The organism is uncultured Sphingomonas sp., assembly GCF_913062585.1.
Taxonomy (GTDB): Bacteria; Pseudomonadota; Alphaproteobacteria; order Sphingomonadales; family Sphingomonadaceae; genus Sphingomonas.
In genome coordinates this window covers 12,623-25,633 of record NZ_CAJXWX010000004.1, presented here as the reverse complement: position 1 = coordinate 25,633, position 13,011 = coordinate 12,623, and the positions used below count along the sequence as shown (strand labels likewise).

Annotated in this window: 8 protein-coding genes; 3 read left to right on the top strand and 5 right to left on the bottom strand. The window is 69.0% G+C overall.

What is annotated here, in order from left to right; genetic code table 11:
- The first annotated feature begins 179 nt into the window (after nucleotides 1–179).
- Together QZ546_RS04665 and QZ546_RS04660 are read left to right on the top strand one after the other, a co-directional pair.
- Nucleotides 180–869, top strand: a complete 690-nt coding sequence (locus QZ546_RS04665; RefSeq protein ID WP_294235300.1) for a SapC family protein — start codon at nucleotides 180–182, stop codon at nucleotides 867–869.
- Nucleotides 866–1,870, top strand: coding sequence for a cupin-like domain-containing protein (locus QZ546_RS04660; protein WP_294235298.1), 1,005 nt, complete (start codon nucleotides 866–868; stop codon nucleotides 1,868–1,870). The genes QZ546_RS04665 and QZ546_RS04660 overlap by 4 nt, the downstream gene beginning before the upstream one ends.
- A gap of 2 nt (nucleotides 1,871–1,872) precedes the next feature.
- Here the strand turns inward: QZ546_RS04660 and QZ546_RS04655 are convergent, their stop codons facing one another.
- The gene (locus QZ546_RS04655; RefSeq protein WP_294235296.1) at nucleotides 1,873–4,338 is read right to left on the bottom strand and encodes a glycosyl hydrolase 115 family protein; all 2,466 of its coding nucleotides are present in this window, start codon (nucleotides 4,336–4,338) and stop codon (nucleotides 1,873–1,875) included.
- A gap of 107 nt (nucleotides 4,339–4,445) precedes the next feature.
- Between QZ546_RS04655 and QZ546_RS04650 the strand changes: the two genes are divergently transcribed.
- Entirely contained in the window at nucleotides 4,446–5,690 is a 1,245-nt protein-coding gene (locus QZ546_RS04650) for an SGNH/GDSL hydrolase family protein (protein WP_294235293.1), read from the top strand.
- On the opposite strand, the gene QZ546_RS04645 is transcribed toward QZ546_RS04650, so the two are convergent.
- The 4 genes from QZ546_RS04645 to QZ546_RS04630 form a co-directional block, all read right to left on the bottom strand.
- The gene (locus QZ546_RS04645; RefSeq protein ID WP_294235542.1) at nucleotides 5,691–8,054 is read right to left on the bottom strand and encodes a TonB-dependent receptor; all 2,364 of its coding nucleotides are present in this window, start codon (nucleotides 8,052–8,054) and stop codon (nucleotides 5,691–5,693) included.
- Between the two features lie 29 nt (nucleotides 8,055–8,083).
- Complete coding sequence (locus QZ546_RS04640; protein WP_294235291.1) at nucleotides 8,084–9,022, bottom strand: FecR domain-containing protein; 939 nt, start codon at nucleotides 9,020–9,022, stop codon at nucleotides 8,084–8,086.
- On the bottom strand, nucleotides 9,019–9,513 hold the full coding sequence (locus QZ546_RS04635) for an RNA polymerase sigma factor (protein ID WP_294235289.1): 495 nt from the start codon (nucleotides 9,511–9,513) through the stop codon (nucleotides 9,019–9,021). The genes QZ546_RS04640 and QZ546_RS04635 overlap by 4 nt, the downstream gene beginning before the upstream one ends.
- 139 nt (nucleotides 9,514–9,652) lie before the next feature.
- Complete coding sequence (locus QZ546_RS04630) at nucleotides 9,653–12,802, bottom strand: autotransporter outer membrane beta-barrel domain-containing protein (protein WP_294235287.1); 3,150 nt, start codon at nucleotides 12,800–12,802, stop codon at nucleotides 9,653–9,655.
- Between the last annotated feature and the right edge of the window lie 209 nt (nucleotides 12,803–13,011).

The window sequence follows — 13,011 nt, the reverse complement described above, 5'->3', positions numbered from 1 at the left end:
TCGAACATGTTAGCGTTATAATGAGACCCGAACAAGTCGTTTGTCAGAGGCCCCGCGACACGGTAACGCTCTACCTTGCGGCGGGCGCGGAAACAGAGAAAATTGACCTCCTCGCCAGTCCGGCATGCCTGGAAGGGACACCGGATCCTGGGGGATGGGATGCGAAAGGATCGAAGGTCATGGCCGACATGGAATTGCTCGACAGTGCACGGCATGCGGGACTGCGCGTGTCCGCCGCCCCCGATGCAAGCCGCCATTTCGTCCAGCTCGTCGCCGGTGAATTTATCCCCGCCGCGCTGCACTATCCCATCCTGTTCGCCCGCAATCCTCATACCGGCGATCTCTATCCCGGCGCGCTGATGGGCCTGGTGCCGGACGAAAATCTGTGCCTCGGCACGGACGGCAAGCTGGTGGGATATCGCCCGGCCGATCTCGAGCGTCAGGCCTTTTACGTCTCGGGCGAGAATATCGCGATCGACCCCGGCCATCCGGCGCTGACCCAGGCCGACGGCGCGCCCGTCTTCGACATCGATGGCGACGCCGCCCCGGCGCTTCGGCGGGTACAGGCGGCGCTGCGCACGCTTCATACCGGACTTCCGGAAACCGAAGGGTTCATCGCACGGCTGATGAACGACAAGCTGGTCGAGCCGATCGACCTGAGCTTCCAGTTCGACAATGGCGAGAGCCTGCGCCTGGATGCACTCTACACGCTCAGCCTCGACGCGCTCCATGCCCTTCCCGACGCGGCGGCGCTGGCGCTGTTCCGGTCCGGCGACCTGCAGCTCATCTATGCCGTGACCGCGTCCGTCCGCCATATCCCCTTCCTGGCGAAGCGGCGCAACGACCGGTTGAGCGGACTGGCGCAGTGAGCGACGTCGCGGTCGAGCTCGGTCGCGCGCAGCTGATCGACCATGAGGCCTTTCGCACGCTGGTGGTCGAGCCGTGTCGGCCGGTCGTCATCCGCGGCGCGGTTTCCGACTGGCCACTCGCCGCCGCCGCCACGACCGGCGGCGACGCACTGACCCGCTATCTGGGCGCGTTCGACGCGGGGTGCCAGGTAGAGGCCTTTGTCGGTGATCCGACGATTGCCGGGCGATATGGCTATACCGACGATCTGAAGGGCTTCAATTTCCGTCGCGAGGCCATGCCGCTTCGCGACGCCGTGGCGCGGATCGCGAACGGCGCAGGCAGCGAGACCCTCTATATCGGTTCGCTGCCGATCGCGGCGGCGCTGCCGGGGCTGGCCGAGGACAATCCCCTGCCCTTTGCGCCGCCGGGCGTTTCACCGCTGATCTGGATCGGCCACGGCTCGACCGTCGCCTGTCATTACGACATGATGGACAATATCGCCTGCGTGGTGGCGGGGCGGCGACGTTTTACCCTGTATCCGCCCGACGCGATCGGCGACCTTTATGTCGGGCCGATCGACCACACCATGGCCGGCCGCCCCATCGCACTCGCGGCCGAGGCCCCACCAGGCGATCCCCGCTATCCCCGTTTCGAGCAGGCAAGCGACCGGGCGATCACGGTGGACCTGGGCCCCGGCGACGCGCTCTACATGCCCAAGCTCTGGTGGCACCGGGTGGAGGCGAGCGGCGCGTTCAACATCCTGGTCAATTATTGGTGGGACGCGTTTCCGGTCGGGCCGGACCAGCCCTTTGCCGTCATGCTGCTGGCGATGAGCGCGCTCGCGGCCCGCCCCGAGGCGGAGCGTGCCAGCTGGCGGGCCTGGTTCGACCATTATGTCTTCCGCCCGGATGGCCCCCCCCTCGCTCATCTGGCCGAGGACCGGCAGGGAATCCTGGCCGACAGCCCGGAGAACAGGAAGATGCTCCGGGCCCAGGCGATGCGGATGCTGCGCGGCGGATAGGGTCAGGAGGCGGGGTCAGCGATGATCCCCTCCACCACGACCTCGGGGTCGACCAGCCACAGGGTCACGCGGTGCTTGCCCGACGCCAAGCCGGGCAGCGTGGTCGTGGCGATGCGGCGGTTTTCGATGACCGACCGGCTCCAGCTCGCCTCATTCTCGTTCGCCATCAGGTCGAGCATGATCGGCGCACCGTCATCGACCGACATCGCGACCCGGTGATGGCCCCCGCCCCGCACGTCCAGCCCCGGCGCCGCGACGACGCCGAGCGTCACCGGACCGCTCCGATCCCATGTCAGGTCATAGACGATATGGGGACTGTCGCCGCCCGGCCGGGTAATGGCCGGGGCGGTCGTCGGCGTCGCGATCATCGCCGCCCCCTCTGCGGTGAAGCCCGGCACGCGCTGCCAGCGGATACCCCGCCCATCCACCGGCCGCCCTGCGTCCGCCGCAATGGCGGGATGACGCTGCGCCAGTTGGGGCGGCAGGGGCAGCGGCTGGGCCTTCGTCGCCAGGGCGGGCATCACATCGCGGTCGGGCTGTTGCCAGCCGGTATAGCCGATATGCGTCTGGGCCATCATCTCGGTCCATTTGCCGCCCGCCGTCTCCACCTCATAGCGGCGGCGAATGGCCGCATCGCGGGCGAAATAGCCGCGCGCCTTCTCCGCCCAGCGCGCCGCGTCGGCATCAAGACCCGCCTGCGCCATGCTCCGGTTTACCGCGACCGCGTGATAGAGATGGTGGAGGTTCGCCATCGCCTCGACCCGGTGCAGCACCAGTTCGTAATAGGCGTCACGCTGATCGCGCGGCAGATCCCCTTCCAGGCGACGGGCCTCGGCCTCCAGGGCATCCCATTGCCCGACCACGCGGTCCCATTCGCCGGCCTTCAGATTATAGCTGGTCGCGTCGAGCAGTTCCGGTTTGCGGCGGCTGGCGAGCTGGCCGTAACGGGCGATCAGCGCGCCGATGGCGGGCCCATGCGCCGGGCCGAATTGCCGCGTCGCCCAGCGTGCCGGATAGGCCTGCATCGCCGCCAGATCCATCCGCGCCGGGTTCCACGCCATGTCGAGGAAGAAGCTGGTCGCATATTCCATCGGCTTCAGATCGCCGACATTGACGATCCACAACCGGTCGGCGCCATAGTCCGATGCCATGCGCATCTGTTGCCAGACACGCGGGATCGCGTTGGTGTCCAGCCACTTATAGTTGCGCGGGCCGCCGACATAATCGAAATGATAATAGACGCCCGAGCCGCCCGCCCGCTTCTGTCCCGGCGGCGGCAGGCGGCGGATATTGCCCCAATTGTCGTCGGCGAACAGCAGGGTGACGTCGTCGGGAACGCGCATCCCCTTGTCATAATAATCCTGTACTTCCTTGTAGAGCGCCCAGACCTGCGGCGTCCGGTCCGCCGGCCGGCCGGTCACGTCGGCGATGATCCGACGCTGGTCGCGCACGATGCCCTGGAGCAGGTCGATCGCGGTGCCCTCGGTCATCGGCTCGTCGCCGTCGCCGCGCATCCCGATCGTCACCGGGTCCTCGGCCTTGCCGCGCCGCTCGATCCCCTTGCGCCAGAAGGCCCGCAGTGCCGGGGCGTTCTTCGTATAGTCCCAGGGGCCACGCCCCTCCCGCTTCCAGTCGGCCTGGGCGCGCTGCATCGGTTCGTGGTGCGAGGTGCCGAGCAGCACCCCCATGTCTTGCGCCAGCGGCGCGGAGGCGGGATCGTCCTCCCACAGCGACTTGCCCCACATGGCGGGCCAGATGAAATTCGCCTTGGAGCGCAGGAGGAGCGTGAAGACTTTTTCATAGGCGCGGTGATTGACCCCGCCGAAACGCGCCCGCGCCCAGCCGCCGAAACCCGGCTCCTCGTCATTGATGAAGATGCCGCGATATTTGACCACCGGATGATCCGCGACGCGCCCGGCCGTCAGATAGAGCGTCGGGTGGCGCTGCACCGGCACGTCCGCCCACCAGGTCCAGGGACTGACCCCGACCTTCGCACTGATGTCGTACAGGCCGAAGATCGTGCCGCGCCGGTCCGAGCCGGCGATGACCAGCGCCCGCGCAACGCCTGGCACGGGATTGTCGACCACCTGCTCGACATAGCCTTCCCACTGGCCGGGCAGCCCGGTGACGTCCAGCTTGCCCGCCCTGACCAGCGCATCGACCAGCGCGCTATGGCCCAGCGTTCCGGCGATCACGGTCGCACCGCTGCCGGAATCGTCGGCCAGACGCACCTCGCCACCGCCGACCGCCCGCAGGTCGGCGACCAGATCGGTCGCGGCGCGGCGGACGCCGGGTTCGTCGTGCGGGTCCACGACGACCGATGCGACCCTGCCCGGCGCGAGCAACGCCAGCGCCCCCTTCGACGCACCCTCGCACGCCGCGACAGGAGCGGCGCAGTCGGGCGCGGCCCAGGCCATAGCGGGACACAGCGCCGTCCATGCGGCCGACCATAACAAAGCGCGCATCATTCTCTCCCGAATCCCGGTCGTCGCCAGGGGTGTTATCCATTGGCTTTGGCGTACGTTATCGCTACCATCCTTCCAGGCCGCAAGCGCGGATCGACAAATGAGAGAGGATGCGGATGACCTCCTTGGGCAAGATTCAGCGGGTAACGGGCCTGATCGCGCTGACCTTGGCGATGACCGCCGCCGCGCCGGTGCGACCGCTTCGCTGGACCCCCGCCTGGGGCGCGTCGCAGATGCGGATCGACGGCGCCAATGCCGACAAGCTGACCAAGGCCGGACCCGCGACGATCCGTCAGATCGTGCACCTGACCGCCACGGGCAGGACCATCCGCCTGCGCCTGTCGAACGTCGCCGGCACGACCCCGCTTTGGATCGGGGCGGCGAGCATCGGCCTGGCGACACCGGGACGACCGGACGTCGCCGCGCCGCTGCCCGTGCGCTTCGACGGATCGGGCGAGGTGGTCGTGCCGCCGGGTGCGGAGGTCTATTCCGACCCCATCGCTTTGCCCGTTGCGGCGGGCGGGGACGTCGCGGTCAGCCTCTATTTCCCGGAGGCCGTGACCACACCGACCGGTCATTCGGGTGCCAGGTCGACCACCTATCTGATCCAGGGAGACGCCACAGCCCGCCCGTCCCTGTCCGAGCCGCAGAAGATCGGCGGGTGGTGGAGCCTGTCGGACATCGAAGTACGCGACGCCGTGCAGACGCGGACCGTGGTCGCGATCGGCGACTCGATCACGGACGGCTATGGCATCGTCGATAACAGCAACACCCGCTGGCCCGACGATTTCGCGCGCCGACTGGCCGCCTCGCCCACGACGCGCGGTGTCTCGGTGGTCAATGCCGGGATCGGCGGCAATCGGGTCCTGCTCGACGGGCTGGGCCCCAATCTGATGGCGCGGTTCGACCGCGACGTGATCGCGCGGCCGGGCGTGACCCATGCCGTGCTGCTGGAAGGGGTCAACGACTTGGGCGTGCTGCCCCGCGAGCATCCGGTCGATGCCGCCACGCACCAGGCGATGGTGCGGCAGATCATCCTGGCCTATCGCCAACTCGCCGAACGCGCGCATGAGCATGGCATCAAGCTGATCGTCGGCACCATCACGCCTTTTCAGGGCAATGAATATTACCACCCCGGTCCGGAAACCGAGGCCGATCGGCAGGCGATCAACCGCTTCATACGCACATCGGGCATCTTCGACGGCATAGTCGATTTCGACCGGGCGGTCCGCGATCCGGCCAAGCCCGACCGCCTGCTCCCCGCCTATGACTCCGGCGATCATCTTCATCCCAGCGCGGCGGGCTATCAGGCGATGGCCGACGCCATTCCCCTGTCGCTGTTCGGCGCCCGCTGATCAGAAGGCGGCGTCCAGTCCGATCCGCAGCGTTCGCGGGCGGAGCGGCGTGACCTGGTCGCGCCCGGTGGTGAAGGGCGTGCCCAGGGCGAAGCGGTTGCCGCGCACATCGGCGAGGTTGGTGATCCCCACCGTCACGCCGAACGCGCCCAGCCCCAGCCTAGCGGTCAGACCGCTGTCCAGATAGTCGCCCTGTCGCTCGCCCAGGATCGGCCCGACGCCGAGCCGTGACGACCCGACATAGCGCAACCAGCCATCGACGCGCAGGTCGCGACCGCTGGCAAAGGTGCGGCGATACACCGCCCCGGTTCGCGCGGTCACGCGGGCGATGTTCGGGATCTGGCTCAGCCGTGCCAGGATCGTCGCGCGATCGGTTGCCTGCCCGTCGATGAGGGCAAAGGCCTGTGCGGTCGACGGCTCGTCGATCCGGCTGTCATTATAGGACACGGCCCCCTCGATCCGCAGTCCCTCCACGACCCGGAAACCGGCGAGCGCCTCGACGGTCCAGAGCTGGCCGTCACCGATATTAGCAGTGCTGGGCAGGCCGCTCGCGTCGATGAAGTCCGCCTGGATGTCGCGCCACGCGGTATGGGCGAGCGTCAGCGATCCATCGAACCGGTCGCGACCCGGCCGTCCGGTACGCAGCCCCGCCTCAATCGTGGCGACCCGGTCGTTGCGGAACCGGCGGACCAGCGGCCCCTCGATCGTCAAGCCGCCCGGCCGGAACCCCTGCTGATAGCGCAGGAAGAGTTGCGCGCCCGCCGTCAGGTCGATCAGCGCCGATGCGGATGGCAGCAGGATCGTCTGCGCGCGCCGCGCCGTCACCTCACGCAGCCGCGCCATCGCCTGGAGGGACAGGGCGGCAGGCAGGTCCTCGCCTGCGCCATCGAGTAAAGATCGGGTGACGCGCAGGCCGCCGGTGGTCAGCAGCCCGGGCAACAGCCGCAGGCTTGCCTCGCCGTAAAGCGTCGCCTCCTCGACCGTGTTGACGACGCCGGTACGCGGCACGAGTTGGCCGGGTTCGCCGAACAACCGGGTCAGCCGGGTGCGATTATGGACATAGCTGAACCCGGCCAGCCAGCCCGATCCGTCGGGCGACGACCGCCAGGCACGCGTCTCGTTGGCCTGCATCCGCGTGGCATTGGCCTGGGCAAAGAGCTGGACCGGGCCGCCGGGCGGGGTCGCATCGTAACGCTCCATCAGGTCGTGCGCCGTCACGCCGCTGCTGGAGCGAAAGCGGACCTGGCCGATTTTGCCGGACAGGATCAGTTGCGCCTGCCCGAAGTCGGCGGAAAACCCCTCGGTCACGGGTGACGATCGGGTCAGCGGCGGGCCATCGCGATCGACATATTGGCTGTCGGCACCGCGAATGCGCTGGCCGATGCCCACCGCCTCGATGCTCCAGCCGCCGCCGAGATCGGCCTTTACCGCCGCACGTCCGCCTGCGATCCGGGTGCGGTTTACATCGGTTCGGCCGAGCAGCGGCTTGTCGACATAGCCCCCTTCGCTCGCGCTATCCGCGACCAGCCGGATCGCGAGCCGGTCGGCGACGATGGGCAGGTTGAGCACGGCCTGCGCATCGGCGCCCGGCTCTCCGTGCATCGTCGCCGACCCGCCCAGGCTGACCGATCCACCCGTACGGGTCGCATCGGGCGCGTTGGGTACCAGCCGGATCAATCCACCGAGCGAGCCTGCGCCGTAAAGCGTCCCTTGCGGCCCCTCCAGCACCTCGACCGCCGCCAGATCGGCCAGCCGCAGGTCCGGGTCGGGGGCGTTGTAGCTCAGCCGCAGGTCGCCGAAATACTGGCCGACCGTCGCCTGGGTCGGGCCGGTGAAACTGGAATCGGCGATGCCCCGGATGAACAGCTTGTTCCGCCCCGCACCCAGATAGGTCGAGGCAACGACCGTCATCCGGTCGGCCAGCTTGCCCGTACCCCCGACGCCGCCCAGCTCCAGATCGCCGCCCGCCACCCGAACGACCTGGCCCGCGAAATGATCGCGGGTCGTATCGCGCTTGCTGGCAGTGACGATGATGTCGTCGCTCGCGACCTCGGACGGCTGGGGATGTGCGCGTACGCGTTTGGGCCGGGCCGTGGCAATGCGTCGCGGGGTGAGCCGCCAGCTGCCCGGCCCCAGCGTCTCGACCCGCGCGCCGCTACCCCGTGCGATCGCCGACAAGGCCTGTTCGACCGACAGCCTGCCACGAAGCGCGGGAACCGGCCGGTTCCAGAGCGTCGCATCCGGCACCGTGATATTCGCCCGCGCGCTCCGGCCAAGCGCCATGACCTGCGCGCCGACGGTCCCGGCGGGCAGGTCGATGGGCCAGCGATCGGCGGCGGTCGCAGGTATCGCCGCGACCAGCATCACCCACGCCGCTCCCCCGCCCGAAAATCTCACCCGCGCGGTTCCAGCATCCAGCCCATCGCGTCCCGCCGAACCGTCACCTCCATCAGCGGCCCCAGCACCGCCGGATCGCGCCGTACCGCGTCCAGGTCGATCGTGCCCCGGAACGGTTTCGCGGCGATGGCCGGAGCGACCCGGATCGGCGCCGTCAGGAAGCGCGACATATCCTCCGCGACCATGCTCAGGGAAACCCCGTCAAAGGCCAGTCGTCCATTGCGCCACGCGCCGACCATATCGGGCGCGACCGACGAACGGACCAGGCGATCGCCCTCGACCGTCGCTGCCTGCCCGGCATCGAGACGGACCGCCGCGCCCGTCGGATCGACCATCACCGCGCCCTCCGCGACGGCGACACGGGTCTCGTGCCCGACGCGCACGTCGAACACCGTACCCAGGTCGACCAGCGTCACGCGACCCGCCTGCACCGTGAACGGATGCCGCACGTCATGCCTCACCCGGAAGAGCGCCTCGCCACGTTCCAACACCGCGCGGCGCGGGTCGGCCTGGTCCAGGGCGATGCGGCTGCCCCCCGCCATCATGATCGAGCTGCCATCGGGCAGCGCCAGGATGCGCGTCTCACCCGCCGCCGTCTCGGCGATAGAGGGTTGCGACCGGTCAGGCCAGACATTCACGCCGACCAGACCGACCAGTGCCGCGGCGACCGCACCGCCGATCCAGGGCAGCAATCTACGGCGGGGCGGATGGTCCTCCGCCACGGGGGCGACGACATCGGGGTGGGCCGCCAGCGCATCCTCAGCGTCGAGCAACGTGGCCGCCATCCGGTCATAGCGCTCGGCATGGGCGGGGTCCGCCTCCAACCAGGCGGTGAAGGCGTCCCAGTCGGCGCTGGCGGGATCGGCCATGCGCAGCGCCCAGTCGAGCGCCTCGGCATCCGGGCCTTGCGGGGCGGTGTGGCGATCCTGGCTCATCCGATCTGTTCCTTGAGCGCGGCGAGCGCCTGCGCGGCCATGCGAAGATCGCTTTCGACGGTGCTCAGACTGACGCCCAGCTCGGCCGCGACCTGACGCTGGGCGATGCCGTCCACCCGGACACGGCGAAAGACGGTGGCGGGCCGCTCGCCCAGCGCCGCCAGCGTCGTGGCGACCCGCTCGGCGGTCTGGCGTGCGACGACTGCGCGTTCGGCGGCGGGCGGCTCGGTGCCGTCCTGATCCCCGGCCCAATCCTGTTCACGCCGCTCCGCCTGGCGCCGCGCGCGATAGCGGTCGATCATCAGCATGTCCGCCGCGCGATAGAGATAGGCCAGCGGATTGGCGATCGGTCCGTCCATACGGCCCGATAGCTTCAACCACAGATCCTGGACCAGATCCTCCGCCGTATCGCCCGCCCCGCGCGCCCTGAGGAAACGGACAAGCGTGTCGCGATGGGCCAGGAAAACAGCCTCTAGGCCGGTAGGCGGCATGATCGAAACCGGAAAAATGGTCTGGGAGTGTCGGCGTTTAGACGATCCGGCTCCCGGTGAAAAGGAGCCCCACCGGGACGCTTGGTGGGGCTCCCGTCGTCCGCGCACGCTACAGGGGTGATGCACGCGGACGAACCCGTCAAAAGGCGAATTGCAGCGCGGCACGCGCCGACAGCGCGACATCGCCCAGCCGCTGCTCGGCATTGACCTCGCCGCTCAGGCGGATCTCGCTGGTCCCAGTGATCGCGCGGACCCGGCCGATCCAGCCACCGTCGCGCGCCTCGGGATCGAGGATGAAGGGCGTGCCGTCGCCGAAGCGGGCGACCGTGCGGCCGAGCGTGCCCGCGATCCGTTCGCGCCGTCCGCCCTCGATCTCCAACCGGCTCCACTGGGCATAGCGATTGTCGCCGCCGAAATTGATGCCCGCCGCCACGCTCGCCGTCAGCGCCAGCTCGTCGCTGGTGCGCTTGGCGACCGTCAGGTCGTATCCGGTGCCGCCGCCGCGCTCGCGATAGCCGTCCTCGTTCAGCCGGTAATAGTCGACCGCCAGGATCGGCCGCACGTTGAACTGGCCGACCCAATGCTCCCACGACACCGAGCCGGAGCCCGAATAGAGCATCCCGTTCCAGTCGGCCGTGGCGCGGCGCTGCACCGCCTCGGTCCCGATCACGCCGTCGAACTGGCGCTGCGAGTCGAACGACAGGAAGGCCGCCGATGCCCGCGCCTGCGCCGCCAACGCACCCCAGCGGGCACGCCAGAACCCGGCCAGCTCATATTGGCCATGGTTCACGCGGTTGACGCCCGAGCCCTCATTGTCCCGGCCATTCATGTACGATAGCGATGCACCGAAATTGCCCGCATCGGTCTTGTGCTCGATGCCGCCGCTGATACCCCAGCCGCGCACGTCATAGCTGCGGGTCGAACGCGTGCCCTTGGACGCGTCCCAGCCGAGCGGGGTCAGCCAATAGCCCCATTTGCCCTCTTCGCTGAACTCACCCGCCGGTTCGCGCAACTGCGCGGCGGCGGCGCGGGAGGCGAGTGTCACCCCCTCGAACACGCTGCCGGTATAGTTGGGCAGCATCTGCTCGACCGCGCCCCGGAAGGCCGCCCGGTCGTAAATGCCCCGGATCGCATCGGACAGCTTGGCGTCGCTGCCGATCGCCGCGTCGATCGCGTCGAAGGCGCTGACGCCCGCCTTGCTCAGGCCCAGTTCGGTCTTGGCCTTGCGGCTGACCTCGACAGCGATCTCATTCGGCTGCGCGGCGACGATCGCCCCCTTGTAGAGGAAGGGCATGGCCGAGGGGGCGAGCGTCAGGTTGCTTGCACCGGTCAGCGTGCCCGAACGCAGGACGATATAGCGGCCGGTCACGTCGGTCCCGCCCGAGACGCGCAAAGCGAGCTGGCTGTTCGCGCCGATGGTCGTCGCACCGCCGACCTGGATCAGGTTGCCGGTCGGGTTCGCCTTGTCGAGCGCGACGCTGAGGATCGACTGGTCGCCCAGGCTGAGCGAGGCGATGTTGGTCACGCCGTTCGCCGCAAAGGTGCCGCCGCCGCTGGCGACCATCACCGCGACATGGCCCGCATTGGCCAGTCGCCCGGCGAAGATGCCCTTGCCGGTGATCGCCAGCAGATCCTGCCCCTGCCCGGCGAAATCGGCGACCCCGTCGAAACGCGCCGTGTCGCCGATGGTCAGCGTATCCGCGCCGGTACCGAAGGTCGCGGTTCCCGCATAGGTGCCGGTGCCGCTCATCTCCAACCGGTTGCTGCCGCTTCCGAAGGTCACGTCGCCGCTGACCGAACCCGCCCCGATCTGAAGCCGGTCGTCGCCGCTGCCGAAGCGGATAGCACCGGTGATGGTCGGCGCGGCGGCACCGGTGGCGGGGGCGATCTGGCGGATCACGGCGCCGCTGGTGTTGGCGGAGAGGTCGATGGCGGTGCTGCGCGAACTGTCAGCGCCCGCCCCTGCGATCGCCCCCGCATTTTCGACCAGCGTCAGGCCGCCGGTGCGGTCCAGGATCGCCGTCGCACTAGCGCCAGTCGCGGAGGCGCGGATCGCGCCGGTGTTGCGGATCGTCGGTACACTTGCCCCGGTGTCGATCAGGACGGCGGTCGTGAGCGCCGTCGGCGCGCCGCCACCGGTGGCCGTCACCGCCCCACTGACACGCAATTCGGGCGTAGAGGCCCCCGCACCGAAGCGGATCGCGGTCGCCTCCGCGCCATTGGCGGTCGCCTGGACCGTGCCGCCGATGCCGATCCCTTGCGCGATCTGCACGGTGCCGCCGAGCCCGCCGATCGCCAGCGCGGTGGCGCGAACGCCGCTATAGACACCGGCCGAGGTGATCCGGCCGTTGACGACCAGGCCCGGCGCGGGCGTCGCCCCGCCGGTCGCGCCGATCACGACCGCCCGGGTCGCCGAGCCGATCTGCATTGTCGGCGCCGAACCGTTGGTGATCAGGTCTGCCGCCTTGCCGGTCGTATTGCCCAGCGTGATGCCGCCCGCGACATTGCCGCCGAGGACCAGCGCCGATCCGCCCTGCAGCAGATCGTCGGGATCGAGCTTCGACACGTCGGCCGGGGGCGTGGTGTAACGATAGCCGGTCGATCCGATGCCGCCCTCGACGGTCAGCGCCCCACCGATATCGCCATCGACGCGCGCACCCACCGCGCCCTCGCCCACCGCGACGATCGAGCCGCCCAGCGTGACATTGCCCGACACGGCACCCGTCCGCACGCCGACCGAGCGGTCGCCGAGCACGTTGATCTTGCCCGACTGGGTCAGGTTGCCGGTCAGCGGACCGGTCAGGAAGATCCCGGCCGAGTCGTTACCCTTGATCGTGATCTCGCCGCTATTGGAAATGGCGCCGGTAAACGCCCCCGCGGTGCGGATGCCGGTCCGCCGCGCGCCTTGCGCAAAGGGGCCGTCCAGGTCGCCGTCCTTGTCGATGTCCGTCGGGCTATAGGTTTCGTCCAGGATGATCTTGCCGCTATTGGCGATCTCGCCCGTCACCCCGGCATTGGCACCGATGCCGATCGCGTCATTGGCATCGGTGGTCTGGATGGTCCCGGCATTGGCCAGCTTGTTGTTGCTGTCGATCGTGACCGCCGTGCCGCTGCCGCTCGTCACGACACTACCCGCCGCCACGATATTGATATCGGCCGCCGCGCCGTTGTTGACGGTGGCGGTGCGGACGGGCGTGGTCCGCTTGGTGTCGATGACGGTCTGGGCCGAGGCGGCCGTCCCCGCGACCAGGGCAAGCGTGGCGGTCGAGGCAAAGAGCAGGCGATGCACGAATAAGGTCCCCTTTATGTGCCTTTGCCCCGTCAGACGGAGCCGACACGCCCAAACCTTGGTCGCCACATTAAAAATTCGTCAGGTGGCCGTGCGGTGTTGACGATGACCGCGCGAGAGATCAGATGGCCCCCAGGCGCGGGAGCCCCCGCGTCGTTCCAGAAAGCGAGAACATGTCCAGCGACAGTTCCAGTAGCGCCGCACGCCTC